The organism is Psychrobacter sp. Marseille-P5312 (assembly GCF_900291405.1).
In the GTDB taxonomy this organism is placed as follows: Bacteria; Pseudomonadota; Gammaproteobacteria; order Pseudomonadales; family Moraxellaceae; genus Psychrobacter; species Psychrobacter celer.
Genome location: NZ_OLML01000001.1, coordinates 904,485 through 930,704, shown reverse-complemented (window position 1 = coordinate 930,704; position 26,220 = coordinate 904,485). Strand labels below are relative to the sequence as shown.

The following is a 26,220-nucleotide window of genomic DNA, read 5'->3' as shown; positions in this document are numbered from 1 at the left end:
TTTCTATTGTTATAGTATAACATAATAAAATAAAATTACCGAGCAACCTAAATATTGAATAACCAAGTAAATTGACCTGTCACTGTCAAAGGGTGAGCTGATGAGGGCGATCGAGCTGGGGTGATAGCAATCGTCAAACGATATGTCCGATGCGCAGCATCTATATTTGCTTAACTTTTTGCCAACTATATACCAAAGAGCTGACTATGAATCCAATGTTTTATGATTATTTGCGTGCCTATCCGATTTTGCAGCGTCTGCTGGCACCACTACTGCTATGGTTGGGGCTGGCCTATGTGAGTGCGCATGCAGCCACCGTCAGCGTCAGCAACTATCCGCTGTTTTTATTAAGTGAGGCGGTAACCGAAGGCGCGCCGTCTGCTAAGCGGCTACTACAAGCTGGCGAAGTCGGGCATCACGGGAGTATCAGCCCTGGTGATATCAAGGCAATACGCGACAGTAAGTTTGTGGTTTGGTTTGGTGAGCCGCTAGAAAATAACTTGGCCTCAAGCTTAAAGACAGCGCCTAATGCCATTGCCTTATTTGAGTTTGATGCCTTTAATCGTCATCCGCTACGTGATGTCCAAGGCAAACCCATCGCCGGCACGCTCGATCCTCATATCTGGCTCGATCCTGATAATGCCAAAGCCATCACTCGTGCCTTGGCTGTTATCCACAGCCATGCCAATCCGCAATATAAAAGCCTTTATCATGCCAATGCACAAAAATTTGCCCAGCGTTTAGACAATGCGGTGGCCGCCGCCAGCTTAGATAGCACAAAAAACCCTTCACCCTACTGGGCTTATCATGATGCGTATCAATATATCGAAGACAGCATCAATTTACAGCTTATTGGTAGCTTGAGTGTCGATCACCACTTAGCACCAAAAGCCAGTCAATTACGCCGGTTAAATGAGCAGCGCCCAACCAAGCGAATGTGCTTGGTCAGTCCAAATGCACCTGCCAAAGGCTTGCTGGCCAAACTACAGCCCGTCAGTACCACAGTACAAGCAGAAGACATGAGTAACAGCACCGACTTTATCAGTGGCTGGCAAACGATGGCGCAGCAAATCCATCAGTGTATCGATAAATAAGCGCAATTAAGCGCAATAACGCTCAAGTATCTGACTGACGGCTATTATACAAATGCCACAGTATGTTTTAAGGCATCTGATTTTAAGCTATCTGAAAAATAGTTGATCGACGATATAGTTAGCTGAAGGTAAAACTGTTATGGATTTAAACGCGCTACTGGTATAAATTTTACTTGCGTGCTGCGTTCCCAGAGGCTGCGCAAAATTCATCCCAGTAGCGCTATGACATTTTTAGAGTGTATCGACGATAAGATAAACACAGGAGCATACTGGCATAGCGCTACTCCCTTTATTTAGAATGAATGATAACGGGCGCAGGCTTGCCGCTCTTGATGGCAGCCATGAGCAGTGATTGGGGTAGGGGAGAGATAAAAGGTAGATTTTGCTTGCTTAACGGCTGCAGCCTCCTTATAATAAGTGGCGTTTTATTTTGGTTAAAAGGTAACACCTGTAGAGTGAGTCATTCACGGATAAAAAGGCTGCGAGTATTTCTGCTGTCTTATCCCAATGCTATAAGGCTATAGGCGTACCATGACCAAACCTGCCAAACGCACCCAAAAAGACAAGATTGGTACTTATATCAAACGCCAAGCCTGGCTGTTATTTATCTTGATCATTGCTGCTTGGATGATAGATATAAGCTGGCTACATAGTCAGCTCATCGTCGCAAAGAGCACCGCAATCGGTGCACTACTGAGCTTTATCACACAGGCTGTATTTGCTTTTTTTGTTTTTTGGTACACCGGATATCGCGCGCGCAGACACATTGTCAGCCAGCTATATCGAGGTCAGATGGCCAAATGGCTATTGACTGTGTTTGGTTTTGCACTAATTTTTATTACCGTACAACCCCTATCTGCGCCAGCGCTGTTTATCGGTTTTATGGTAATGCAAATTAGTCACAGTTGGATGTTGTGGCACATACGCTAGTGCTGGTAGCTCATGATGGTATCGATGATGATCTATCTGTGATGGTTACTGATTAAATAGTACTAGGCAAGTCACCCTGCCGTCCAATTTCTCTATGACTGATTCTATAAAGTCAAAAAACGACATGTGCTTTATTTCTATTGATATGATTTTTATCGATAGGAATATAAAGATAGCGATATAGGCGACGAAGATTCATTGATAAGCGCAAAATGACGATGAAAACAACACAACGTCTCAATAAGCTTTGGGTTTAGTATTAAATATTCCTACCCAGCAAATGAAGCAAGCCTATACGACTAAAGGTCAGTGGCCGCTAACTTATTCATACGGCGGATAAAAAAGTCATAATTGACTTTACACGAATACAACGCTGCATTAATATAGGCGGCGAAATATTTTGCTTATAAGCGCCGAATTGAGCGATAGCTACAAAAATGTGGCAGTAAGCAAGCACATATATAATAATTTTGCGTCTACATGCAAGGGCTATTACTGAATTATCATAAGCCCTTTTTTGATAACTAAAATTTATCTTAAGCTGTTAGATGTAGTATTAGTAATAGAATTATGGGTTGGATGTTGTTGGTTAAATGAGTGCGTTAGTGTGATTTATTTGCCTGCTTATTACCAAGATAAATAGACATTGCTAAACCTCATCAGATGACAACCATATTTTTGGTAGTTGATTAAATCGTTGATTAATAAGAAGCTTACATTATGGCAGCCGAGCAAACATCATCAGAATATATCTCTCACCATTTAACGCATTGGACGTACGGTTATTTGCCGGGCGAAGGCTGGAAAGTTGCCTATACTGCTGAAGAAGCAGCGCAAATGGGCTTCAAAGCTATCCATCTTGATTCTATGCTATGGTCAATCGGTTTGGGTATCTTATTTTGTGCCATCTTTTGGATGGTTGCTAAAAAAGTTACTTCAAATGTTCCTAGTAAGACTCAAGCTGCGGTTGAGATGATTGTCGAGTTTGTTGATAACAACGTTCGTGAGTCTTATAGCGGCACCTCGAAACTGATTGCGCCCCTGGCGTTGACCATTTTTGTTTGGATCTTCTTGATGAACCTGATGGATTTAGTGCCCATCGATTTTATTCCAGGGCTTGCAGGTCAGATTGGGGCTGCTATGGGTCACGACCCTCATCATGTTTTCTTTAAGATTGTTCCAACCACTGATCCCAATATTACTTTGGGTATGGCGTTTTCAGTCTTTGCTTTGATTATCGGTTATAGCATCAAAGAAAAAGGCGTTGGCGGCTTTATCGGTGAGCTGACCTTGCATCCTTTTAGTGCAGATAATATTGTTTTGAAAATTATATTAATCCCAGTCAACTTCATCTTAGAAGTCGTGACTTTGATTGCAAAACCAGTATCACTTGGCTTACGTTTGTTTGGTAACATGTATGCCGGTGAATTGGTATTTATTTTGATTGCCTTGATGCCGTTCTGGATTCAATGGGCGTTATCGGTACCATGGGCAATATTCCACATCTTAGTTATTACACTTCAAGCGTTCATTTTCATGATGCTGACGATAATTTACTTATCATTAGCCTCGTCAACTGAACATTAATTAGACACTTCATCAATAAATAGGTAAAGAGGATACATCAATGGATCCAGTATTAGGTGGTTACACAGTTATCGCAGTTGCATTACTTATTGGCGCAGGCGCCCTTGCAACAGGTATTGGCTTTGCTCTTTTAGGCGGTAAGTTCCTAGAGAGTGTTGCTCGTCAACCAGAGCTTGGCTCACAATTGCAAACGCGTATGTTCATCGTAGCAGGTCTTCTTGATGCTATTCCGATGATCGGTGTTGGTATTGCTATGCTATTGTTGTTCGCTAACCCTCTAGCAGGTTAATCCGAAAGCTCAGTTGTAAATGTTTGGTACTCAAGCGTTTTCTATCAAATATAGTCAAAATTTGACTACCAAACATGATCAATGAAACTGATTTTTCATTAACAAAGAGGTGATCGCGTGAATATCAATTTTACTATCATCGGTCAAGCCATTGCTTTTGCAATATTTGTGATTTTTTGCATGAAATTTGTGTGGCCACCACTTATCGGGGCCATTAATGAGCGTCAGCGTAAAATCGCTGAAGGCTTGAATGCCGCAGAAAAAGCAAAAGCAGACTTGGCGACCGCAGAACAAGATGTCCAGCAGGAGCTTGATCTTGCGAAGACTAAAGCCGCGGCTTTAATCGAGCAAGCCAACAAGAGTGCCAACCAGCTTGTCGAAGATGCAAAAGCGCAAGCGCAAGCAGAAGGTGAGCGCATTCGCCAACAAGCACAAGCATCTATCGACCAAGAAATCAATCAAGCGCGTGAATCATTACGTGCGCAAGTTGCTGAACTGGCTGTACTTGGTGCTGAGAAGATTTTGCAAGACAAAGTCGATGAGCAAAAACATGCCAGTATGTTAGACCAACTGGCGGCGAAGCTGTAATTGTGAGGATATCATGGCTGACTTATCAACCTTAGCACGACCGTACGCTAAAGCCGCGTTTGACTATGCCAACGAAAATGGTGTGGTAAATGAGTGGGAAAACTTCTTATTTATTGCCAGCCGCGTTGTCAATGACAAGTCGTTCAGTACTTGGCTGGACAATCCAGCTGTTTCTGCTGAGCATAAGTCAGCTGCTTTGGTCGATCTTTATGATACACAAGTAGCGGGTTCTAATGACTCTGCTTTTAAGCAGCTATTAGATAAGAACCGAGGTGCTCAACTAAGCGCTGACACCAGCTATCCTAAAGTATCAGTAGCACTTAGTAACTTCGTTAAACAGTTATCAGAACAAGAGCGTCTGGCGCTGCTTCCTGAAGTTTATGAGCATTATCGCCGTCACAAGGCCATAAGCTTAAAGCAGCTTGACGCATATGTGACCTCTGCCTATCCATTGACCGACGCCCAGCGTGAAACGATTCAAACACGTCTTGCTGCCTCGTTAAATGCGAGTGTGGTGATTCACGAGTCGGTCGATCCAAGTCTATTGGCTGGCGCTACGATCAAAGTCGGTGACAAAATCATTGATGATTCGATGCGCGGCAAGTTACAACAGTTAAAAACACAGCTAACTGCCTAATGCCACTCAGTAGCGCAGCCAAATAAAATCTGCGTGAGCGTAAGAGCATTTAAGTCAGTGGGCGGGTTATCATAAATTAAAGGAAACAAGGCAATGCAACAATTGAATCCAGCGGAAATCAGTAACCTGATTAAGCAGCGTATTCAAGACCTTGATGCGGGTGCAACTGCAAAGAATGAAGGCACGATTGTCAAAGTATCTGACGGTATCGTGCAGATTCATGGTCTTGAAGATGCTATGTACGGCGAAATGATTGAGTTTGAAGGCGAAATCTATGGAATGGCGCTTAACTTAGAGCGTGATTCTGTCGGCGCGGTAGTACTTGGTGATTACCTACAGCTGCAAGAAGGTCAAAAAGCCTATTGTACTGGTCGTATCCTTGAAGTACCAGTAGGTCCTGAGCTGCTAGGCCGTGTTGTAGATGCCTTGGGTAATCCTATCGATGGCAAAGGCCCTATCGATGCCAAATTGACAGATAAAGTCGAAAAAATCGCTCCAGGCGTTATCGACCGTCAATCAGTCGATCAGCCAGTAATGACCGGTTATAAAGCCGTTGATACCATGATCCCAATCGGTCGTGGCCAGCGTGAGCTTATCATTGGTGACCGTCAGACGGGTAAAACCGCCATGGCCATCGATGCGATCATCGCTCAGAAAGCATCTGGTATTAAGTGTGTGTACGTCGCAGTCGGTCAGAAACGCTCTACTATTGCCAACGTCGTACGTAAGCTTGAGCAAACCGGTGCGCTAGAATATACCACCGTTGTAGTCGCTTCGGCATCAGAGCCAGCAGCACTACAGTACCTTGCACCATACTCAGGCTGTACGATGGGTGAGTACTTCCGTGATCGCGGTGAAGATGCCCTAATTGTCTTTGATGACTTATCAAAGCAAGCGGTTGCGTATCGTCAGATTTCACTATTGCTACGTCGTCCGCCAGGTCGTGAAGCCTATCCTGGTGATGTATTCTATTTACACTCACGTTTACTTGAGCGTGCATCACGCGTAAACGCGGATTACGTAGAAAAGTTCACTAACGGTGAAGTGAAAGGTAAAACCGGTTCTTTGACCGCTCTGCCTATCATCGAAACCCAAGCAGGTGACGTATCTGCATTCGTACCAACTAACGTCATTTCGATCACTGATGGTCAGATCTTCCTAGAGTCTAGCTTATTCGCTTCAGGTATCCGTCCAGCAGTCAACGCTGGTATCTCGGTATCTCGTGTTGGTGGTTCTGCGCAGACTAAGATCATCAAAAAGCTATCTGGTGGTATTCGTACCGCACTGGCTCAGTATCGTGAACTAGCAGCATTTGCTCAGTTTGCCTCTGATCTTGATGACGCAACTCGTGAACAGCTTGATCATGGTGAGCGCGTAACTGAACTGATGAAACAAAAACAGTATCAGCCAATGTCAATTTCTGAACAAGCGGCCGTTATCTATGCGTCAAACGAAGGCTTTTTAGCTGATGTGCCAGTTGAAAAGATTGGTGATTTTGAAGAAGCCTACTTACGCTATATGCATGATGAGCAAAGTGAATTGATGCGCGAGATTGATGACACTGCGAACTACAACGATGATATCGCAGGTCGTTTAAAGTCAGCAGTACAGACTTTTAAACAAAATCACAGTTATTAATTTAATGGGTTAAGCCGATCTGGTGATGACTGATCGTTTAAAAAGTGGCGCGTTGTCTGATACGCTTTTTGCTAAGACAAAAGCGCCACTGTCTTAACCACCGTCGGTATTAGATCGCGTTATGCACAAAATATTGCCTTTTTTAAAGGTGATTGTTTATCAAATGCTGCATGCGCCAATGCTTTTTAACCCTCTTATATTGGAATCATTATGGCAAGCTTAAAAGAGATACGTGCCAAAGTCACCAGTATTAAAAGCACCCAGAAAATCACTCGTGCCATGCAAATGGTAGCAGCGAGTAAGATGCGCCGTGCGCAAGACCGCATGGAAGTGGGTCGCCCGTATGCTGATAGTATGCGCCGGGTTATTTCACATTTGGTGCATGCTTCATCAGACTACAAACATCCGTATATGGTATCGCGTCCAGTCAATAAGGTTGGCTATATTGTCATCACTTCTGACCGTGGCCTAGCGGGTGGTTTGAATATTAACTTATTCAAAGCTTTAACTAAAAGTATCCAAGATTATCAAGACCAGTCAGTACAAGCTGAGTTTGCAGTCATCGGTGCCAAAGGTGTCAGCTTCTTCAAAAACTTTGGTGGTAACGTTACATCGGCTGTGACCGATTATGGTGACAAACCAACGTTTGAGCAATTAAATGCACCGGTTCAAGCCATGCTTGAGGACTACAGTAACGGTAAACTTGACCGTATTTATGTCGTCTACAACCGATTCGTCAATGCGATGACTCAGAAGCCAACGGTTAATCAGTTGGTGCCTCTACCAGAGCAGTCATTTGATGATGAAGACAGTGGTCTACAGACAGAACTTAGCTGGGATTATATCTACGAGCCTGATATCAAGACATTGATTGATGAATTGCTTGGTCGCTATATCGAGTCGATTGTTTATCAAGCGGTAATGGAAAACATTGCCTCCGAGCAGTCTTCACGTATGGTTGCGATGAAAGCGGCAACAGATAATGCTGGTGACCTTATTAACGATTTACAGTTGGTTTATAACAAGCTGCGTCAAGCGGCGATTACCCGAGAAATCTCGGAAATCGTTGGCGGTGCTGCTGCTGTTTCATAATTGACTACACCTATATATAGAAGTTCAAGGAGAACGCAATGAGTAGCGGTCGTATTGTACAGATTATTGGCGCGGTTCTTGACGTTGAGTTCAACCGTAATGAAGTTCCTCAAATTTTTGATGCCTTGCAAGTAGATGGTACCGAAACCACCCTAGAAGTGCAGCAACAGCTAGGTGATGGTATCGTACGTACTATTGCAATGGGTTCAACTGAAGGCCTAAAGCGTAACCTACCTGTTACTAATACTGGTGCACCGATTTCTGTGCCTGTTGGTACTGGTACGCTAGGTCGCATCATGGATGTTCTTGGTCGTCCTATCGATGAAGAAGGTCCTGTTACTGCTGACGAGAAATGGTCTATCCACCGTGAAGCACCAAGTTATGCTGAGCAATCAAACAGCACTGAGCTACTAGAGACGGGTATTAAAGTTATTGATCTACTTTGCCCGTTTGCTAAAGGTGGTAAAGTTGGTCTGTTCGGTGGTGCTGGTGTTGGTAAAACCGTAAACATGATGGAGCTGATCAACAACATCGCTCTGAAACATTCAGGTTTGTCTGTGTTTGCAGGTGTTGGCGAGCGTACTCGTGAAGGTAACGACTTCTATCACGAAATGCAAGAAGCTGGCGTTGTAAACACCGAAGACTTTAGCAAATCTAAAGTTGCGATGGTATACGGCCAGATGAATGAGCCACCAGGTAACCGTCTACGTGTTGCACTGACGGGTCTGACCATGGCGGAGTACTTCCGTGACACCAAAGATCCTGCCACTGGTAAAGGTCGTGACGTACTGCTATTTGTTGATAACATCTACCGTTATACACTAGCCGGTACTGAAGTATCAGCACTACTTGGTCGTATGCCATCAGCGGTTGGTTATCAGCCAACACTCGCTGAAGAGATGGGTCTGCTGCAAGAGCGTATTACTTCAACGCAATCAGGCTCTATCACTTCAGTGCAAGCCGTCTATGTACCAGCGGATGACTTGACGGATCCATCACCAGCAACGACGTTTGCTCACTTGGATGCGACAGTTGTACTAAGCCGTGACATCGCCTCACAAGGTATCTATCCTGCGGTTGATCCACTAGATTCAACCTCACGTCAGCTAGATCCACAAGTCATCGGTGAAGAGCACTATAACGTCGCTCGCGGTGTGCAAGAAGTGTTGCAGCGCTATAAAGAGCTAAAAGACATCATCGCCATCCTAGGTATGGACGAGTTGTCAGAAGAAGACAAACTGGTTGTTTATCGCGCTCGTAAGATCCAGCGCTTCTTATCTCAGCCATTCCACGTTGCCGAAGTCTTTACTGGTGCGCCTGGTAAATATGTACCACTACGCGATACCATTGCCAGCTTTAAAGCAATCATCGCTGGTGAATACGATGACCTACCAGAGCAAGCGTTCTACATGGCTGGTAGCATCGAAGAAGTAGTGGCCAAAGCAGAAAAAATGAAATCTACTGCAGCGTAAGTTGCGTTAGCAATTGCTAAAAGGCAAGTGGGCTACTATCTGTCTACTTGCCAGTAGATAACGCATCGCAGTTTTGATTGAGTTTTGATCGTAAGGAGTTAAATATGGCAACGTTACAATGTCGCGTCGTAAGTGCTCGTGAAGAGTTGTATTCGGGCGAGATCAGCATGCTAATAGCTACGGGTACCGAAGGCGAGATTGGTGTATTGCCAGGTCACACACCGCTTATTACTTTGCTAAAACCGGGTGCGATGCGCGTGCAAACACCAAACGGTGAAGAAGAAGTGATTTATGTTTCAGGTGGCGTTTTAGAAGTTCAGCCAAAGATGGTCACTGTACTGGCGGATACCGCCATGCGTGCACACAATCTTGATGAAAGTAAAATCATCGAAGCGCGTAAAAAAGCGGAGCAAATGCTGGTCAATCAGTCTGATACGGTTCAGACCAATGCCGCTTTGGCTTCTTTAGCAGAGTCTGTGGCACAGCTACAAACGATTCGTAAATATAAAAACCGCGCTTAATGTATTTTCTATCATACTAAGTAGCCTCTCTTACTTGGTATGCTTAGTAAGCATAAAAAACAGTCCATCATGGGCTGTTTTTTTATGTCTGTCATATATTCGGTATCAGCTAAAATCATATGACAAAAGTAATCAATATCGCGGTTTGCTGCTGACTTTATTAACAGAGATAAAAAGACACTGGCGATAATGAGCATATCTGGTTATATTAGAGACGATAATATGTAAATGCTGCGTGAGCGTTGAAAACATGATTGCTATTGTCATAGGTGCTGAGCGTTGCGTAAACAGTGATGCGTCAATATCTATGCCAGTATTAAAGCGCTAAAAAAGTCTTTAAACCGTTAATTTGCATGAAAAAGGTAGAATCTTTGGACGTAAACTAAAGTTTTAATCATTATAGTTTATAGGTTTTGTTACTGACTATAGGCTATAGTATAGGAAGCCGTACGTTTAATAGTATACTGTGCTACCAAGTTGTAACAGCTATACAAACATCAATCGTGCCACAATATGGTGCTATTAATTTTACCGCTCTTACTTTTACTGCTTTTAAATGAGATGTATTAGAGGATATAACAATGACAACGACTGAAGAAGACAACACCCCCCGAATCTTGATTGTTGAAGATGATGAGCGTCTGGCCATGTTGACCCAAGACTACTTGGTCAAAAACGGTTTAGAAGTCGCCATCGAAACCGATGGCAATCGTGCGATTCGCCGTATCGTCAACGAACAGCCTGATATGGTGGTGCTTGATGTCATGCTTCCTGGTAGCGATGGGTTGACAGTATGCCGTGAAGTACGTCCCCATTACCAGAATCCAATTTTGATGCTGACCGCCCGTACTGAAGATATGGATCAAGTACTCGGCCTTGAGATGGGTGCTGACGATTATGTTGCCAAACCGGCGCAGCCACGCGTCCTACTTGCTCGTATTCGTGCGTTGCTACGTCGCTCAGAAAACGCCCCATCAGAAGATGTGCCGCAGCGTTTAGAGTTTGGTGAGCTAGTCATTGATAACGGTGGTCGTTCAGTCACGCTTAGTGATGAGCTGGTAGATTTTACTAGCGCCGAATATGACCTATTATGGTTACTTGCATCGAATGCTGGTCGCATTTTATCGCGTGAAGATATCTTTGAGCGCCTGCGCGGTATTGAGTATGATGGTCAAGACCGCTCCATTGATGTGCGTATCTCGCGTATCCGTCCAAAAATCGGTGATGATCCAGAAAACCCAAAACGTATTAAGACCGTCCGTAGTAAGGGTTATCTGTTTGTTAAAGAAGGCAACTAATCAGCTCACATCTGAGTGAAGACAGGTTGTCTCGCATTCTCACAAAAAAACCAGCGCCTTTGCTGGTTTTTTTGTGGCTAAATTTTAATTTTTAAACTTAAATACAGCGTTATGTGGTTTAATTAAGCCATCATAATGTAGCAGCACTATGCTGGGTACTATCAGCGGATTTTATTTACTAAGTTGGTCACGGCACGTATGTCATTAGTTTCTTCTTTAAAACACAGTATTTTCGTTCGGATTTATGCCGGGCTGCTTATCGTTTGTTTATGCGTGGCCTTGTTCGCGCAGTTATTGATGGACACGATCAATAAAGAGCGGGTGCAGTCCTATCGAGAAACCATGGCCAAAGGGGCGTTTCATTTGGTCAGTGAAGGAATTGCGCATCAGGACAATGAGCAGCAGCGAGCGTATTGGTTATCAGATGCCAGTAGCTTGTTTGGCTCGACATTTAGTGTCATACCGATTGATAAAGTAGACTTCACCGCCAGCGAGCTACGCCGTCTTGAAAATGACAATACCGTGGTTCGTTATAACAATCAGCCGGTATATGCAGATGTTTATTATCGTCTGCCCGACAGCCAGAGCGTCTTGACCGCGAGGGTATCACAGGTGACCGAACAGCAAGTGCGTGCTATTGCTGTGTTTTTGTTAGATGATTTGTCTTATCAGATGACTTTATCGGATAAGCGTGCACGCCTCGCTGAGCTAGAAGACAAGTTTTCTTTTCCGCTTGCGTTTCAGGCGGTCAACACCCTCGATCTGGATTCTGATCAGATAGCGCGTTTGCGCCGTGATGAGGTGGTCATCTCTTTGCAGGATACCAACAGTAGTAAGAGCAACTCAGCGATCAGAGTGATAGTGCCCTCCGAAATCAATGACATGGCTATCTTGATCGGCCCAGTTCCTTTGTTTAACTGGTTTCCGCTCAATCTGATCATCAGTATGATTTTGATCAGTATGTTCCTTATTAGTTTGGGTGTGTATGCGCTGATTTTTCCGCTTGAGCGTAAGCTACAACTGATACAAGTGGGCGTCAACGAAGTCAGTAAAGGCAATCTAGATATTCAAGTACAGGTCATTGGCCAAGATGAGATTGCGCGTTTGGCAGCGACATTTAACGCCATGACCTCACATATCAAGCGTTTGATTGAGTCACAGCGTGAGCTGACACGCGCGGTCTCGCATGAGCTGCGTACGCCTGTTGCCCGTATACGGTTTGCCGTCGATATGCTGGCCGATACTGATGATGAGGACTCTCGCTTTATGCAGCGTGACTATATCGACGAAGATATTGAGTCGCTAAATGGTTTGATTGACGAGATTTTGACGTACGCTAAGCTAGAAGAAGGCTCACCAAAGCTTGATCTAGAGCCTGTCAATCTTCGAGAGCTGCTAGAGCAGGTCGAGCGCGAAACCAACGCGCTAGGTAAACCCATCAAGATAGTGACCAAACTCCCCAGTGCGAAGGTCACGGCAGTGGCTGATAAGCGCTATTTACACCGCGTCATTCAGAACTTGGCTGGCAACGCTCTACGCTATGCAGAAACCACCATTATCATTAGTGCTGGCGTCAAAAAGGGCAATGCCTTTGTCAGTGTCGAAGATGACGGTCATGGCATCCCAGAAGAAGACCGCGAAAAGGTGTTTATCCCGTTTTCGCGCTTGGATGACAGTCGCACCCGTGCATCGGGTGGCTATGGACTTGGTCTGTCTATCGTTTCGCGCATTGCCTTTTGGTTTAACGGCAGGATGAAGGTAGATGAAAGCCGTGAGCTTGGCGGCGCAAGGTTTGTCATGACTTGGCCGATTAAGCCCTTGACACAGATATTGGCGGCAGATGAGTTGACGCAAGACAGAAGTGAGCGTGATATTGAAAACCAATGATAAGCAAAGACAGCCAGTGATCAGCAGAGCAATAGTAGAGGAGGGCGAAGGATGCCATACTTATTTGGCGGGTTGGTGATAGTAAATGCGATTACCTTGGGGTATTATTTATTTGTGCAGCAGCCGAGTAACACTCAGACCGTAGAGGCGGCCAAAGCGGAGATTACCCAGCCGCTGGCCTTTACCAATAGTGCTAAGCACATCCCGCCGGTGATTGGTAGCAAAGACTGAGATTTAAGACCAAGGGGCGGCTTGAGTCTGCCCCTAACCCTAACTTTTAAGGGTTAGGCGGCTTGTCTGTGACCTGTTTCTCATCAGATGGCTCTGAGGCAGTGGGCGTATCGGCGGCTAAGGTTTCATCGCCAGCCACCTTAGAGAGTAGCGGTATACGTACGCACACTTGTAAACCGCCATCAGGGTGATTGATGGCCTCAACCGTACCATGATGTAACCCTGCAATACGGCTGACGATGGCTAAGCCTAGACCACTGCCTTGTGTGGTACGTGCCGTCTCGCCGCGCTCAAATGGTTGCATGATTCGCTCTAATTGGTCTTCTGCCACGCCATCGCCGCAATCGCGCACACAAATTACCAATTGTTCCTGTGCTTCTTGGTTTACTACGTTTTCCGTCACCACATCGGTTTCTTCATCTACAGCGGTTTCGACAAAGGTCGGTATGACGGTTGCCGATAGATAAATGGGCGGTTTGCCGTAGCGATTGGCATTATTTATAAGGTTGATAATCAAACGTTTGATAGAAAGCGGCCTGACGGGTACCACTTTATGGCACTCAGATTGATAGATAAACTCCATTGGCGCAAATTGCACCATGATTTCATTAAATATGGTGTCCAGATTGGTCAGGCTCACAGGCTCATCGGAGCCATCTTTCATAAACGAGATAAACTGCTCTAAAATCGCATCCATATCTTCAATATCATAAATCAGCCCTTCACGAAAAAAATCATCCGGCAGCATCTCAGCGGTCAACCGCATTCGGGTCAGCGGCGTCCGCAAATCATGTGAGATACCGGCGAGCATGATGGTACGCTCTTTTTGCGCTTGGCTGAGCGTGGTAAATAGGCGATTAAAGGCCATATTGACCTGACGTATCTCTGTTGGGCCTTTTTGGGTGGGCAGGGTGGTGGCGTGACCAAGACGAATATAATTGGTCGCGGCGCGCTGCAGATAGCGCAGCGGGCGGTTTAATTGTCGCGCCAGTAAAACAATGGTGAGCAAGGACAAGATAGGCAAACCAATCAAAAATAACACCAGCAGACTTGGGCTATACTGTGAGTAATACACCACAGGCTCACGAATCCAAAAACTGTCGTCACGACTGTCTTGTACCCATAATTGCGGCGTGGGCTTAAATTTAAAATACACCTCAACAGGTCGCCCTAATTGAGCGCCAATCTCTCGCTGCAACACGTTGGTAAAGATACCGACAAAGGCTTTATCAGCCACCTCCGGAAAGTCGCTTGGATTATCCACCACCACCACATGTGAGTGCCGATAAATCCACTGGCGTACCTCAGGACGCGCTTGCCAGTCTTTATTGACACTATTCATCAGCTTTAGCTCGCTGGTCAAATAACGCGCATGGTTTTTGAGCTCTGGCAAATACAGACTGCGCCAAAAAAACAAAATCGATAAACTGACACTGATCAGCACGATAAAGGCGACCATCAAAGTCGTCAGCCAAGTGTTGGAGTAAGAGCGCGCAAGCCAGCCTTTGCGACGGGTTGGTAGATTTGATGGAGTCATAACAATCCAGTAGGTTACATGAGGCGTTATAAAGTATAGCGTTATTTGGTCTAGAAAGGATGTCATCTACCAAAAATAACGGCGCAATAGCAGAGGATTGCCATATGCAAATCCTAGAAGGATTTTACATCGATAGCCATTTAAGCTATTGTTAATAAATAATTAAATAAGCACAGTTTATGTTTTCAATAAATCAAGACTGTGATATAATTATGCCCTTTTTGGTATACCTGCGAAAGAGAGAATTCACATGGTTGTTATTCGTTTAGCACGGGGCGGTGCCAAGAAACGCCCATTTTATCAAGTAGTTGTTGCTGATCAACGCCGCGCGCGTGACGGTCGCTATATTGAAAACATCGGCTTTTTTAACCCACTCGCTAAAGAGTCTGAAGAAGCAGTACGCCTAAACATGGAAGCGTACAATGCGTGGATCGCCAAAGGTGCCCAGCCTTCAGATCGCGTTGCTTCATTAGCAAAAGCTTATAGCAAGTCTGCCGCTCAAACTGAAGCCACTGCTTAAGTTTGTTGGTCGCTGAGGTGCCTATAGTTTGACTATGGCAGTCTCAATAGACTTGAGAACACACAGCGTAACTGGTCTGACCAGGGTGCGCCATTAACTGTTTATCGCTTTTAACGCAGTTTTCAATGATTGTTGCTTTAATCGTGATTGTTTTACTTACTGTTTGTTAGTCATTACTAGGTTAGCCGTTATGTCATCTGCTCCAGACGCTAGTACCCTTATGAAAATCGGTCAGCTTAAAAAGCCTTATGGTATTAAAGGCTGGCTGTGGGTATTTAGTGATACAGAGGATCGGACGGCGATATTTGACATGCAGCCGTGGTGGATGAAAACTGCCACTGGCATGAAGCCTTTGACGGTGAAAGCATGGCGTGAGCAAGGCACAGGACTTGTGGCTCAATTTGAGCAAATTCCTGATCGCAATGTTGCTGAAACCATGAACGGTGTGACCGTTTGGGTCGAGCAAGACGTCTTGCCAGAAACGGCTGAGGATGAATATTATTGGTCAGACTTGATCGACTTGCGCGTGATAAACGAGCAAGAAGAGTATCTAGGCGATATCACCGAAATGTTTGAAACTGGCGCGCATGACATCATGCGCGTGAAAGCAAATTCAGACAGTTTGGATGGTGAAGAGCGCCTGATTCCGTGGCACAAACAAACCGTCATTGAGGTCGATATGACTGAAAAAACGGTGCTGGTGGCATGGCCAAGTGACTATTAGTTAAATAGATATAGATATTAGTCAAATATCTATTAATCAAGTAGCTAATAACTATTAATAGTATGAGTAAGACAATTTTTTGGCGTTAGCGCCAGTATGATCACTGCGTCAATTAAGTAGATATCAGATGTATTTTGCCGTCATTAGTATTTTTCCTGAGATGTTTGCCACGATTCGTGATTTTGGTATCACAGGAAGGGCAGTCGCTGGAGAGCACGTGACGATTGAGTGCATTAATCCCCGTGATTATACCACCGATAACTACCGCCGTATTGATGAGCGCCCGTATGGTGGCGGTCCTGGCATGGTGATGATGGCTGAGCCATTATCAAAAGCCATAGAGGATGCGCGCTTGCGAGCGAGTCAGCACGGCTGCCGTGTCGATAGTGAGCACTGTCCGGTGATTTATATGTCGCCACAAGGACAGACGCTCAGTGAGAGTAGTGTGGTCAGCATGGCTGAGTACGATGGCATGATTATATTGTGCGGTCGTTACGAGGGTATTGATGAGCGCTTACTATCACGATATGTCGATAGGGAAGTGTCATTGGGGGATTATGTGCTGACAGGCGGTGAGCTGCCTGCCATGGTATTGATGGATAGTGTGATACGTCGTTTGCCTGATATCATGGGCGATGATCAGTCCGCTGAGCAAGACTCCTTTGTCGATGGTTTGCTTGATTGTCCGCATTATACCAAGCCGCATGAGTTTGCAGGTATGAGCGTCCCTGAGGTATTACTCTCAGGTCATCATGCCAATATTGCTAAGTGGCGTTTTGCTCAGCAAGTCAGTCGCACGCAAGCGCGTCGGCCAGACTTATGGCAGGCGTTTACCCCAACGGTAGAGCAAGCGAAGTGGCTAAAGGCACTGGCAAAAACAGATAAAAATAGGGGTTAACCTTTTGTTTTATCGTTTTTAAATTTGATAAACAGTTAAACAATAAAATTTTGAGCAATAATAAAACGAGTCATCATATTGTGGCCGTTGGTTATAACCCATTTACGTTGCGTCTTTTTATAATAAGATGCAATTCATTATTACAAACAGGTGATATGCGTGAAGCCTCTATTATCTAATGTGAGGAGATAACTCTCATGAGCAACAAGCATCCATTGGTTCAGGTCATCGAAAACGCTCAATTGCGTGAACACCCAAGCTTTGCACCCGGTGATACCATTGTCGTACAAGTAAAAGTACGTGAAGGTGAGCGTGAGCGTCTACAGGCTTTTGAAGGTGTGGTCATCGCTAAGCGTAACCGCGGTTTAAACTCAGCATTTACCGTACGTAAAATCTCAAGCGGCGTCGGTGTTGAGCGTGCATTCCAGTTGCATTCACCACTGATCGATAGCATCGAAGTGAAACGCCGTGGTGCGGTTCGTCGTGCGAAACTATACTACTTACGTGAGCGCTCTGGTAAATCAGCACGTATCCGCGAAAAGCTTGGTGCTCGTCCAACAGCTCAGAAAAAAACTGACGCTGGTGTTCCTGATGCGGTTGAAACAGCGCCAGGCATCTAAGCACAAGTTACGTGAGCACATACGTGATCATAAGTATCTAAGCGGTGCTCTGAGTCTTTGTTAGTCTGTGATTATCACTGCCAGCAAAGGCTCGGACAAGCATAGATACCAGCCCTTATTCATAGGTTTATTTATAAATAAGCGGGCCATACCAAAAAGACAAAACCCCAATCTATGCGATAGCTGGATTGGGGTTTTTGTATGGGCGAAAATACATGTGTGCCTATGAACGCAGATGCATGAGATTAGGCGCTATCAGCGGTGTCGATGCGTATGCTTTGGTCCTTTGATTTGCTGTGCTTACGCAAACGGATATACAGTGTTTTGGTGACAGTGGCCACAACTTTTTGCTGCTCATCGACGATATCGACACTGTAGTCGCGAAATACCGCCCCTCCATCTTTGGCCAGCTCTTGAATGGTAATAATTTCAGCGCTCGGTATCTTCATCCTTGCGGTAACTTTGCTATGGCCTGGCGCGACAAAGTCGATATGTGAGCTTTTGTCCCATACCACATAATGACTGCCCAATTGATGCATCAGCATGAGCATATAAAACGGATCAACCATAGAATAGAGGCTGCCACCGAACTGGGTGCCGACGATGTTTTTATTTAAGCTATTCAAACCCATACTGACCACACATAAACCTTGATCGAGGCTGATATGCTCGATTTTGATGCCAGCTCCGACGTAAGGCGCGTAGGTGTTGATACGCAGTTTGAGTAAATGCGGTGTCAACAATGGCATGATGCTTTGTTTGGCGCGACGCTTTAAGGTCTCAAGGTTGGTGGGTAGTAAGCTCATAAAGGAATCCTGTTACTTCTTTTCGATTTTTAATTATTAAGTCAAATGGCTGACACCTGTTGCAGGGTATCTAGCGTGAAAGCTATTTATCATAAGTAAAAATCGTCTTTACCGCTAGGTTTAAAGCGTAAGTATGCCTCATTATAAATAAGGTAAATGATGAATATATGAGGTAGCACGTCGCCCTGAGCACGGTCATCGCTAAGCAATCTGTGGTTGTTTTTCTAAAATAAATGATTGATAAGTTTGCAAAAATGACAACTTAAAACTTTAAGTTATCAATCAAACCGAGACGCATAGTATCTTTATATGGTTTCGCGCTCGCATTTCACTGTCCTGTGGCATACAATAGCCTGCAATTTGTACTGCCCTGTGATTTTATCAAGTCACGTCAGTGCACTGCCCGTCCATCGAAGCCTCAGTCGACATAAGGAAATGTGATGAGTAACACTCAGATCCCTGCCTCAGGGTCTACTCCGCCACTATCAAGTCCATCCAATTACGACAGCGAGCCACAAGGCAGCTACCTTGATCTACACAAGCCCAGCTCAAGCTTTGAGAGTCGTGACGCCTATCTAAATCATGAACTACAAATCATGCAGCCCAAGCGCTGGCGGGTAAACTTGCCGTTTCGTGATTATCGTTTTGAGTATGAAGATACCATCCCTGCGATGGCCGCAACGATCGGTAAGGTCGTGATGGTAGGCGCTATTGCCGCTACGTTTGCAGGGCCGCTTGGGCTAAGCGATGCCTTTGTATTAGAAAATGTGCGCTATGAGCTGTTAATTGTCGCTTTCTTTGTGATTTTATTCTCAGGCTTTCTGCTACCGACGGCCAACCTTGCTGGTACGCACGGGCCACTGATTCCACTGATTCCTATCGTCGTTGCTGCTGGTGGTCACCCGATGGCCTTTGGCTTGCTCATCGGTGCTTTTGGGCTATTACTAGCCATTAGTAAAGGAGGCAGTCTGCTGGCAAACTTGACCAGTAAAGGCGTGTGTGGCGGTCTGCTGCTTTATTTGGGTTTTATTGGCACCCTCTCGCAGGTCAAAAATCTTTTTGCATGGGCCGAAGGTATCGGCATGGCGCATATCGCCTTTGTGGTGATTTTGCTGACCATCATCCTGTACGCGGTGTTAGAAAACTTTCAAAAGCGCTGGCTGGCTGTACCGTTAAGCTGCTTGTTAGGTGGCGGTGTGGCCTTTGCCATGGGCGCGCCTTTTGCCTTTGAGACAGCGCCTGGCCTGCCAAATATGAACCCGATGTACTGGTGGGGGGAGGACACGGGCTGGATGCTAGGCTTACCGACGATTGAAAGCTTTGTGGTGGTATTGCCATTTGCGGTATTGGCCGTCGCTATGTGGTCACCGGATTTTTTGGGTCATCAGGTCTTTCAAAAGATCAGCTACCCAAAGCGTACCGAGCGCGTGTTGATGGATATCGATGACACGATGACCAGTGCCTCTATCCGTCAGGTCGCAGGCTCTATCCTTGGCGGCGCAAACTTTGCGTCATCATGGGGTACGTATATCGTACCAGCTGCGATTGCCAAACGCCCGATTCCAGCGGGTGCGGTACTCACAGGACTGTTTTGTTTGATTGCTGGTATCTGGGGCTATCCGATGGATTTGGCGATTTGGGAGCCGGTGATGTGTGTGGCACTGATCGTCGGGGTCTTTATTCCGCTGCTTGAGGCGGGGATGGAGATGACGCGCGAAGGTAAAACCACGCAGTCTGCTGCGATTGTGGTCTTTGCCTCGGCATTGGTCAACCCAGCCTTTGGCTGGTCGATTACCTTGGTGCTTGATAACCTAGGTTTGATTGGCTCAAAGGAGCGTAGTGCGAGCCTATCAAAGATGAGCCGCTGGATTATTCCTGTCATTACCTTTGTGATATTGACTGGTGTCATGGCGGTGGTTGGGATGTTGCCGGGCATTCCTGCACTATTACCGAACTTCCGTCATTAGAAATTTTGCCTACCACAAAAAAAGAAAAGCCAGCCTCGTGCTGGTTTTTTTGTGTGTAAGCGGATAAGTTTGATGGCTTGTAAAACGTAGGCTGCCGCCCCATAAATAGCTGTATATCAGTGTCTTAAGAGCAATAAATTTTATGGTTAATGTCTCAGAGTCGAGTCCCGTCGATGATAAAAAAGCCCGCCTCAAACATCTAATTCAGCGCCTGCCAAACTTGCCAGGGGTCTATAAAATGCTGGGTAAAAACGGTGATATTTTATATGTGGGCAAGGCAAAATCGTTAAAAAGTCGCGTCAATAGCTACTTCGCTAAGACCATTGACCATCCAAAGACGCGGGCACTGGTGGCACGGATTCACGATATCGAGACCATCATTACCCGTAGTGAGACCGAGGCATTGCTGCTTGAGCAAAACCTGATTAAAGAATACCGTCCCCCTTATAACGTCCTACTGCGTGATGATAAATCTTATCTGTATGTGTTTATCTCAGCGGATAAGCCTTATCCAAGATTGGCTTATGGCCGCGGCAAAGGCAATCACCAAAAAGGTCGGTTTTTTGGGCCTTTTCCTTCTGCTCATGCGGCCAAAGAAACCTTGGTGCTGATGCAAAAGATGTTTCAGATGCGCCAGTGTACCAATACGTTTTTTAAGCAGCGTAAGCGTCCGTGCCTTGAGTATCAAATCAAGCGTTGCCGTGCGCCCTGTGTGGGCTTGGTGTCGCCAGAAGAATATGCAGAAGATGTGAATAACACCATTCGTTTTCTCAAAGGCGACTCAAGTGACATACACAGTGCGCTAATTGAAAAGATGGAAAGTGCTGCTGAAGCGTTGGATTTTGAAAAAGCAGTCTTTTATCGGGATCAGCTCTCTATGCTGCGCGAAGTACAAGCGCGGCAGGCCGTCTATACGGTGCAAGGTGAGGCCGATGTGATTGCCATTGCAAGTCAGGCAGGCATGACTTGTGTCAATGTGCTGACGGTGCGTGGCGGCCGCGTACTCGGTGGTAAAAACTATTTCCCTGATGTCGATAGCAGTGAGTCGCTCGCGGATAATTTGTCCGCCTTTATTACCTCGTTTTATTTTCAGGTGACCGACGACTTGCCAAGTGAGATTATTCTCAGTCATGCGCTACCTGACCAACAAGCAATCAGCGAAGCATTGGCCACCCACTTTGAGAGTAAAGTCGTTATCAAAACCAATGTGCGCGAGCACCGCTCAGAGTGGCTGGACTTGGCAAAGCTCAATACCAACAATGCACTAAAAACCAAACTGGGCGACTATCTAGAGCTGCATGCGCGCTTTGGTGCGCTAAAGGACGTACTGGCTGATGTCACTGATCGCGCCATAGACCGTATCGAGTGCTTTGATATCTCGCACACCATGGGCGAGGCGACCATCGGTAGCTGTGTGGTGTTCGATCAAGGAGGCTCGCGCCGCCGCGATTACCGTCAGTATGCGATTCATGATATCCAAGGCGGTGACGATTATGCGGCGATGCAGCAAGTGCTGACGCGGCGCTATAAAAAACAGCCACTGCCTGATCTGTTGCTGATTGATGGCGGGAAAGGTCAGCTTAATATCGCCAAAGAAGTGCTGACCGAGCTGGGTATTTTAAATGGCACGCTGCTTGTGAGTGTGGCAAAAGGAGAAGGGCGCAAGGCGGGTTTAGAAGTATTACATTTTATCGATCATGAGCCGCTGGATCTGCCCATGGACAGCAAGGCGCTGCATTTATTGATGCATATTCGCGATGAGGCGCATCGTTTTGCCATCACGGCGCACCGTAAAAAGCGCGATAAGCGCCGTTCGTCGTCGGTGCTGGAGGTAATACCAGGGCTGGGGGAAAAACGCCGCCGCGACTTGCTCAACCACTTTGGCGGGATGCAGCAACTGCTAGGGGCTTCACAGCAAGAGCTGTCGGGTGTACAGGGCATCGGTCCAGTATTGGCCAAGACCATTTATAAAGTGCTGCATGAGTAGGCTATATATGGGTAAAGTTTCGCTATGTTTATAGAAAACGGGGCTGCTCTAGATAAAGAAGCAGCCCCATTTTTGAGTCATTGATGAAGAGTACGTTTTTATGATTCAGTAGCCTGTTTTAGGTAAGTCACAAATCTAAAATCCAATCCGCTTTTTTCATCATGCATCGACTCAGACGCTTCTGCGACTGCAAAGTCGCTCGGCAATTCAGGATAAAACGCCTCGCCGTCAGGGATCTCGGTATCGACGTGTGTCAGCTCAATACGATCGGTGTACATAAAGGCATCACGAAATACCCGCTCGCCGCCGATGACCCAAATCGTATCTAAGTGAGCACCATGGGCGAGACTGGCAGCTTGCGTTAAAGCATCATCCAAATTATGCACCACATACGCATTGTCTTTGCCTACTAGGCCGCTCTTTTCGGCGTAGTCCATTTGACTGCTGATAATAAAGCTGACACGTTTTGGCAACGGCTTGCTGCCCATTGACTCAAAGGTCTTGCGCCCCATGATGACGATACCTTGAACCGCATCGTCTGTTGCTTTGGTGGTCATTTGTTTGAAATGCTGCAAATCTGCTGAGATATGCCACGGCAGCTCATTGTTCTTGCCGATACAGCGATTGCTACTGATAGCAGCGATTTGGGCGACTTGGGTATTGGCATAACTCATAATATGTCCTTATTGTTTTCGTCAATCATATGAAGTAAAAAAACAGTCTTTATACCGCGACTTTTGCTTTGATAGCGGGATGTGATGCATAACCGTTTACGCTAATATCCTCAAAACGAAACGCAAAAATATCATCAACATCAGGGTTGAGCGTCAATGTCGGTAGTGCATAACACTCACGCGTCAGTTGCAGCTCGACTTGCTCGCGGTGGTTTTGATAAATATGACAGTCGCCGCCGGTCCAGATAAACTCGCCCACGCCCAGCCCACAAACCTGCGCAATCATGTGGGTCAGTAGGGCATAGCTGGCGATATTGAACGGCACACCTATGAATATTATAACCCCTAATTTATGCACAAGACGCCTAATAACATAGCCTTAACAGCTATAATAGCATTGTGCACTTTTAATTCTGCACAATATGGGTTATACATACAAGGTTATTATACCTGATTTTAAAATATCACTGCTAATAGAAGGTCTTGTTTATTTCTTTTAGTTGTACTAAGGCATATAAAACGTGATTGCTCCAACATTAAAACTCACCCTAAAGCCCTATCAATCAACGCATCGGTAAGCTGAACCTGTGTCTCTTGAGACTGCTGTAGCTTAACTTTTAACTGATCGCAAATAGCCATTAGTTCATCGACTTTAGCAACGATACGGTGTTGTTCAGCTAGAGGAGGTATAGGAATTAAAAATTTTGATATATTTCCCATGCTAAGATTAGCTCTTGCATTGTCGAGCCTTTCCTAAAAAGTGTGTAACTATCATTTAGATTGTAGAAGTACTTACACGAAATTTAGGAAAGGCTCGTTCATAGACAGTATGAAGGTATTTACTACCTGGCAATCAACAACTTTACAGCAACCTCAAAAAGACACTCATCTTTGATAGTAATACTAACTTTGCCATTATGAGCATTGGCGATAGCTTGCACAATAGATAAGCCTAAGCCTGTTCCTGAATGCATCGTATTCGTTTTATCATGACGATAGAATCGCTCAAACAGTTTATCGGCTTCAATCTGATTTAATGGTTTGTCTAGACGGTTGGTCATAGTTATTCTTAACCAGAGCTGCTCTGGGGATTGAATATCGTCTTTTGGCGCATTAAGCGAGGTGCTTGAAGTGAGGACAGTAGCGGATATCATAATAGTGCTATTACTAGCCGCATAATAAATCGCATTTGACATCAGGTTGGCAAACAGCCGTTGCAATAAGCCTTTATCACCTAGTACTGTTTTAAAATCACCCGATTTTTCAAAGATTATCTCACGATCCTCAGCAATCATCTCATAATAATCTATAAGCTTTGTGATCAAGCTCTCTATATCGACATGACTGATTTGCGAATCACTCAGCTCTTTTTGAGTTTTTGCCAGTAATAACATATCGTTAATCATGGCGGATAACTGCTTTAACGTATCATGCTGATGATGCAATTGCTCAATGTATTCCTCTTCCTCTCTAGGCTTATTTAACATGACTTGCGTTTGCGTAATCAGCGTCGCTATTGGCGTGCGTAGCTCATGCGCGATATTGTCTGAAAATCGCGACAACGACTCAAAATTGCTTTCAAGCTTAGCCATCATCGAGTTATAGGATTCTGCTAAAGGTCTTAGCTCTAATGGCATATCACTAACTATTACTCTTTCGCTCAATCTTTCAGGATGAATACCTTTCATCCTTTTCACGATAGTGGATAAAGGGGCAAAACCCCAATACACGCTTAAGGCTGCTATTGAAACCAACAGTAGTGTGATGGCAAATAGGATCAGACTAAGTTGACGGTTAAACTGTAATAAATACTGATGATGCACGTCAATGGGTAAGGCGATAAGGGCAAGCATGTCATCGTCTCCAATAACCATAGCTCGATAACGTCTGTCTTTAATATTTATTACAAACTGTCTGTCATCATGATTTTGCTGTAATGATAATAGGTTAAAGTCGGCACTTAATTCATTAGCAAAGTTTTTGGGAGTACTAGATAGCAATCGCCCCTCTTTATCAGCAATGATAGTTTTTAGATCGTAATCTAGCGCTGATGAATGCAGGTGATCATCATTTTCTGTGGCTATTGTAGGAAGTAGATTTGAAGAAGCTTTCGAGCTTAGCGGTTGTTGAGTGTTTGATGGACTTTGAGGCTTAGGTAGTGTCTGAGAGGCTATTTGGTTATCCGCCTCTGTTACGCGCTTACGTAGATTAAAGGCTGCGTGGGTAATGATTTCAGCATCCATTTGCTCAAAATGGCTTTTAACAGAGTGCTGTACCCAGATATAGATTATCAACTGCGATAAAACGACAAATATCGTCAATAAAAACACAGTTCGCCATAGTAAGGGTAAGCGTCGATTGTCCAATCTATTTATCATATTGGCTATCTTCCGTTTCGCTGGCAGCTTTATTACTAGCTGAAACGTCGACAGCATCTAATCGGTAGCCCATGCCACGCACAGTATGAATTAGCTTGGTATCAAACTCATCGTCTATTTTTATACGCAGACGTCTTATTGCCACATCAATCACATTAGTATCGTTATCAAAGTTCATATCCCATACTTGTGAAGCAATGATTGAGCGTGGTAATACTTCACCGCGGCGCTCTAATAGAAACTGTAATAGGGAGAACTCTTTTGCGGTTAGTTTAATGGGTGTGTCTCCTCTATGTACAGTGCGCTTGGCAATGTCCATTTTGAGATCCGCTATTTGCATGAGCGTACTTTTATAGTCGGCTTGATTGGCGCGTCGTAATAAGCTTTTTATCCTGACTATTAACTCTGCAAAGGCAAAAGGTTTGGTCAGATAATCATCACCGCCAATCTCAATCCCCTTGATTTTGTCATCTAAATCATCTTTTGCGGTTAGAAATAACACTGGCGTATGCTTGCCAGCCGCTCGGTAATTACGTACTAGCTCAAAACCGCTAACATCAGGCAGCATAACATCCATGAGTATCACGCTAAACTCTTCAGTCATCATAGCATGGTAGCCATCTAAACCTGTCAGCTGATGATCAACAATGAAGCCTGCTTCACTTAAGCCTTTTTTTACATATTCGCCGAGTTTTAATTCATCTTCTACTAGTAGTACTTTCATAGTAATCCTTCAATATAATTATGATTTTATAATACCCAAATCAATATAAATGACAAAACGGACTGGTATCTGACAAAGATGTCATGCGCTCGTCATCAAATGGTCAGTCTTCGTTTGTTAA

The 26,220-nt window shown here is 45.0% G+C and carries 24 protein-coding genes and 2 pseudogenes; 19 read left to right on the top strand and 7 right to left on the bottom strand.

The window, feature by feature from the left end; all coding sequences use genetic code 11:
- The first annotated feature begins 206 nt into the window (after positions 1-206).
- The 13 genes from C6W44_RS04020 (at position 207) to C6W44_RS03960 (ending at position 13,264) form a co-directional block, all read left to right on the top strand.
- Positions 207-1,094, top strand: coding sequence for a metal ABC transporter solute-binding protein, Zn/Mn family (locus C6W44_RS04020; RefSeq protein ID WP_227526352.1), 888 nt, complete (start codon positions 207-209; stop codon positions 1,092-1,094).
- Between the two features lie 531 nt (positions 1,095-1,625).
- On the top strand, positions 1,626-2,024 hold the full coding sequence (locus C6W44_RS04015) for an ATP synthase subunit I (RefSeq protein WP_105244318.1): 399 nt from the start codon (positions 1,626-1,628) through the stop codon (positions 2,022-2,024).
- Between the two features lie 720 nt (positions 2,025-2,744).
- Positions 2,745-3,611 (top strand): F0F1 ATP synthase subunit A, encoded by an 867-nt coding sequence (gene atpB / locus C6W44_RS04010; RefSeq protein WP_105244317.1) that lies wholly within the window; start codon positions 2,745-2,747, stop codon positions 3,609-3,611.
- A 40-nt stretch (positions 3,612-3,651) separates the two neighbouring features.
- Positions 3,652-3,900, top strand: a complete 249-nt coding sequence (atpE, locus tag C6W44_RS04005) for a F0F1 ATP synthase subunit C (RefSeq protein WP_105244316.1) — start codon at positions 3,652-3,654, stop codon at positions 3,898-3,900.
- A 117-nt stretch (positions 3,901-4,017) separates the two neighbouring features.
- A complete protein-coding gene (locus tag C6W44_RS04000; protein WP_105244315.1) occupies positions 4,018-4,488 on the top strand; it encodes a F0F1 ATP synthase subunit B in 471 nt (156 codons plus the stop codon).
- 13 nt (positions 4,489-4,501) lie between these two features.
- Positions 4,502-5,125, top strand: a complete 624-nt coding sequence (locus C6W44_RS03995; protein WP_105244314.1) for a F0F1 ATP synthase subunit delta — start codon at positions 4,502-4,504, stop codon at positions 5,123-5,125.
- A 93-nt stretch (positions 5,126-5,218) separates the two neighbouring features.
- Complete coding sequence (atpA, locus tag C6W44_RS03990) at positions 5,219-6,763, top strand: F0F1 ATP synthase subunit alpha (RefSeq protein WP_105244313.1); 1,545 nt, start codon at positions 5,219-5,221, stop codon at positions 6,761-6,763.
- Between the two features lie 210 nt (positions 6,764-6,973).
- Positions 6,974-7,855, top strand: coding sequence for a F0F1 ATP synthase subunit gamma (gene atpG / locus C6W44_RS03985; RefSeq protein WP_105244312.1), 882 nt, complete (start codon positions 6,974-6,976; stop codon positions 7,853-7,855).
- 38 nt (positions 7,856-7,893) lie between these two features.
- Entirely contained in the window at positions 7,894-9,327 is a 1,434-nt protein-coding gene (atpD, locus tag C6W44_RS03980; RefSeq protein ID WP_105244311.1) for a F0F1 ATP synthase subunit beta, read from the top strand.
- 104 nt (positions 9,328-9,431) lie between these two features.
- Positions 9,432-9,848, top strand: coding sequence for a F0F1 ATP synthase subunit epsilon (locus tag C6W44_RS03975; RefSeq protein WP_075101883.1), 417 nt, complete (start codon positions 9,432-9,434; stop codon positions 9,846-9,848).
- A 581-nt stretch (positions 9,849-10,429) separates the two neighbouring features.
- Complete coding sequence (locus C6W44_RS03970; protein WP_071002805.1) at positions 10,430-11,146, top strand: response regulator; 717 nt, start codon at positions 10,430-10,432, stop codon at positions 11,144-11,146.
- A 198-nt stretch (positions 11,147-11,344) separates the two neighbouring features.
- The gene (locus C6W44_RS03965; protein ID WP_105244310.1) at positions 11,345-13,033 is read left to right on the top strand and encodes an ATP-binding protein; all 1,689 of its coding nucleotides are present in this window, start codon (positions 11,345-11,347) and stop codon (positions 13,031-13,033) included.
- Positions 13,034-13,084: 51 nt separating this feature from the next.
- A complete protein-coding gene (locus tag C6W44_RS03960; protein WP_105244309.1) occupies positions 13,085-13,264 on the top strand; it encodes a hypothetical protein in 180 nt (59 codons plus the stop codon).
- A gap of 46 nt (positions 13,265-13,310) precedes the next feature.
- Here the strand turns inward: C6W44_RS03960 and C6W44_RS03955 are convergent, their stop codons facing one another.
- Positions 13,311-14,801, bottom strand: a complete 1,491-nt coding sequence (locus tag C6W44_RS03955) for an ATP-binding protein (RefSeq protein ID WP_105244308.1) — start codon at positions 14,799-14,801, stop codon at positions 13,311-13,313.
- Positions 14,802-15,051: 250 nt separating this feature from the next.
- Between C6W44_RS03955 and rpsP the strand changes: the two genes are divergently transcribed.
- The 4 genes from rpsP to rplS all read left to right on the top strand — a co-directional run bounded on the left by rpsP (position 15,052) and on the right by rplS (position 17,563).
- Positions 15,052-15,321 carry a 30S ribosomal protein S16 gene (gene rpsP / locus C6W44_RS03950; RefSeq protein WP_075101887.1) on the top strand — a complete coding sequence of 90 codons (270 nt, stop codon included), beginning with the start codon at positions 15,052-15,054 and terminating at the stop codon, positions 15,319-15,321.
- 190 nt (positions 15,322-15,511) lie between these two features.
- On the top strand, positions 15,512-16,045 hold the full coding sequence (rimM, locus tag C6W44_RS03945; protein ID WP_105244307.1) for a ribosome maturation factor RimM: 534 nt from the start codon (positions 15,512-15,514) through the stop codon (positions 16,043-16,045).
- A gap of 127 nt (positions 16,046-16,172) precedes the next feature.
- The gene (trmD, locus tag C6W44_RS03940) at positions 16,173-16,943 is read left to right on the top strand and encodes a tRNA (guanosine(37)-N1)-methyltransferase TrmD (RefSeq protein ID WP_105244306.1); all 771 of its coding nucleotides are present in this window, start codon (positions 16,173-16,175) and stop codon (positions 16,941-16,943) included.
- Between the two features lie 197 nt (positions 16,944-17,140).
- Positions 17,141-17,563, top strand: coding sequence for a 50S ribosomal protein L19 (gene rplS, locus C6W44_RS03935; protein ID WP_105244305.1), 423 nt, complete (start codon positions 17,141-17,143; stop codon positions 17,561-17,563).
- A 245-nt stretch (positions 17,564-17,808) separates the two neighbouring features.
- Here rplS and C6W44_RS03930 read toward each other — a convergent pair whose 3' ends face one another.
- On the bottom strand, positions 17,809-18,369 hold the full coding sequence (locus tag C6W44_RS03930) for a DUF4442 domain-containing protein (RefSeq protein ID WP_105244304.1): 561 nt from the start codon (positions 18,367-18,369) through the stop codon (positions 17,809-17,811).
- 440 nt (positions 18,370-18,809) lie between these two features.
- Here C6W44_RS03930 and C6W44_RS03925 point away from each other — a divergent pair, with 440 nt between their 5' ends.
- Together C6W44_RS03925 and uvrC are read left to right on the top strand one after the other, a co-directional pair.
- Positions 18,810-20,336: a DUF3360 family protein gene (locus tag C6W44_RS03925; protein ID WP_105244303.1), complete on the top strand. Its 1,527-nt coding sequence runs from the start codon at positions 18,810-18,812 to the stop codon at positions 20,334-20,336.
- Positions 20,337-20,478: 142 nt separating this feature from the next.
- Positions 20,479-22,323 (top strand): excinuclease ABC subunit UvrC, encoded by a 1,845-nt coding sequence (gene uvrC / locus C6W44_RS03920; RefSeq protein ID WP_105244302.1) that lies wholly within the window; start codon positions 20,479-20,481, stop codon positions 22,321-22,323.
- 98 nt (positions 22,324-22,421) lie between these two features.
- Here uvrC and C6W44_RS03915 read toward each other — a convergent pair whose 3' ends face one another.
- The 5 genes and pseudogenes from C6W44_RS03915 to C6W44_RS03895 form a co-directional block, all read right to left on the bottom strand.
- Positions 22,422-22,997, bottom strand: coding sequence for a dihydrofolate reductase (locus tag C6W44_RS03915; RefSeq protein WP_105244301.1), 576 nt, complete (start codon positions 22,995-22,997; stop codon positions 22,422-22,424).
- 49 nt (positions 22,998-23,046) lie between these two features.
- Positions 23,047-23,334, bottom strand: a pseudogene (gene thyA, locus C6W44_RS03910) (thymidylate synthase); the annotation flags it as partial.
- A gap of 206 nt (positions 23,335-23,540) precedes the next feature.
- A pseudogene (locus C6W44_RS03905) lies at positions 23,541-23,720 on the bottom strand (restriction endonuclease subunit S); the annotation flags it as partial.
- A gap of 119 nt (positions 23,721-23,839) precedes the next feature.
- Complete coding sequence (locus C6W44_RS03900; protein ID WP_105244299.1) at positions 23,840-25,375, bottom strand: ATP-binding protein; 1,536 nt, start codon at positions 25,373-25,375, stop codon at positions 23,840-23,842.
- The gene (locus C6W44_RS03895; protein WP_025645672.1) at positions 25,365-26,099 is read right to left on the bottom strand and encodes a heavy metal response regulator transcription factor; all 735 of its coding nucleotides are present in this window, start codon (positions 26,097-26,099) and stop codon (positions 25,365-25,367) included. The genes C6W44_RS03900 and C6W44_RS03895 overlap by 11 nt, the downstream gene beginning before the upstream one ends.
- Between the last annotated feature and the right edge of the window lie 121 nt (positions 26,100-26,220).

Excerpts from the sequence above, each read along its gene's own strand:
- C6W44_RS04020 (WP_227526352.1), top strand. The coding sequence starts at position 207 with ATGAATCCAATGTTTTATGATTATTTGCGTGCCTATCCGATTTTGCAG.
- C6W44_RS04015 (WP_105244318.1), top strand. The coding sequence starts at position 1,626 with ATGACCAAACCTGCCAAACGCACCCAAAAAGACAAGATTGGTACTTAT.
- atpB (WP_105244317.1), top strand. The coding sequence starts at position 2,745 with ATGGCAGCCGAGCAAACATCATCAGAATATATCTCTCACCATTTAACG.
- atpE (WP_105244316.1), top strand. The coding sequence starts at position 3,652 with ATGGATCCAGTATTAGGTGGTTACACAGTTATCGCAGTTGCATTACTT.
- C6W44_RS03995 (WP_105244314.1), top strand. The coding sequence starts at position 4,502 with ATGGCTGACTTATCAACCTTAGCACGACCGTACGCTAAAGCCGCGTTT.
- atpA (WP_105244313.1), top strand. The coding sequence starts at position 5,219 with ATGCAACAATTGAATCCAGCGGAAATCAGTAACCTGATTAAGCAGCGT.
- atpG (WP_105244312.1), top strand. The coding sequence starts at position 6,974 with ATGGCAAGCTTAAAAGAGATACGTGCCAAAGTCACCAGTATTAAAAGC.
- atpD (WP_105244311.1), top strand. The coding sequence starts at position 7,894 with ATGAGTAGCGGTCGTATTGTACAGATTATTGGCGCGGTTCTTGACGTT.
- C6W44_RS03975 (WP_075101883.1), top strand. The coding sequence starts at position 9,432 with ATGGCAACGTTACAATGTCGCGTCGTAAGTGCTCGTGAAGAGTTGTAT.
- C6W44_RS03970 (WP_071002805.1), top strand. The coding sequence starts at position 10,430 with ATGACAACGACTGAAGAAGACAACACCCCCCGAATCTTGATTGTTGAA.
- C6W44_RS03965 (WP_105244310.1), top strand. The coding sequence starts at position 11,345 with ATGTCATTAGTTTCTTCTTTAAAACACAGTATTTTCGTTCGGATTTAT.
- C6W44_RS03960 (WP_105244309.1), top strand. The coding sequence starts at position 13,085 with ATGCCATACTTATTTGGCGGGTTGGTGATAGTAAATGCGATTACCTTG.
- C6W44_RS03955 (WP_105244308.1), bottom strand. The coding sequence starts at position 14,801 with ATGACTCCATCAAATCTACCAACCCGTCGCAAAGGCTGGCTTGCGCGC.
- rpsP (WP_075101887.1), top strand. The coding sequence starts at position 15,052 with ATGGTTGTTATTCGTTTAGCACGGGGCGGTGCCAAGAAACGCCCATTT.
- rimM (WP_105244307.1), top strand. The coding sequence starts at position 15,512 with ATGTCATCTGCTCCAGACGCTAGTACCCTTATGAAAATCGGTCAGCTT.
- trmD (WP_105244306.1), top strand. The coding sequence starts at position 16,173 with ATGTATTTTGCCGTCATTAGTATTTTTCCTGAGATGTTTGCCACGATT.
- rplS (WP_105244305.1), top strand. The coding sequence starts at position 17,141 with ATGAGCAACAAGCATCCATTGGTTCAGGTCATCGAAAACGCTCAATTG.
- C6W44_RS03930 (WP_105244304.1), bottom strand. The coding sequence starts at position 18,369 with ATGAGCTTACTACCCACCAACCTTGAGACCTTAAAGCGTCGCGCCAAA.
- C6W44_RS03925 (WP_105244303.1), top strand. The coding sequence starts at position 18,810 with ATGAGTAACACTCAGATCCCTGCCTCAGGGTCTACTCCGCCACTATCA.
- uvrC (WP_105244302.1), top strand. The coding sequence starts at position 20,479 with ATGGTTAATGTCTCAGAGTCGAGTCCCGTCGATGATAAAAAAGCCCGC.
- C6W44_RS03915 (WP_105244301.1), bottom strand. The coding sequence starts at position 22,997 with ATGAGTTATGCCAATACCCAAGTCGCCCAAATCGCTGCTATCAGTAGC.
- C6W44_RS03900 (WP_105244299.1), bottom strand. The coding sequence starts at position 25,375 with ATGATAAATAGATTGGACAATCGACGCTTACCCTTACTATGGCGAACT.
- C6W44_RS03895 (WP_025645672.1), bottom strand. The coding sequence starts at position 26,099 with ATGAAAGTACTACTAGTAGAAGATGAATTAAAACTCGGCGAATATGTA.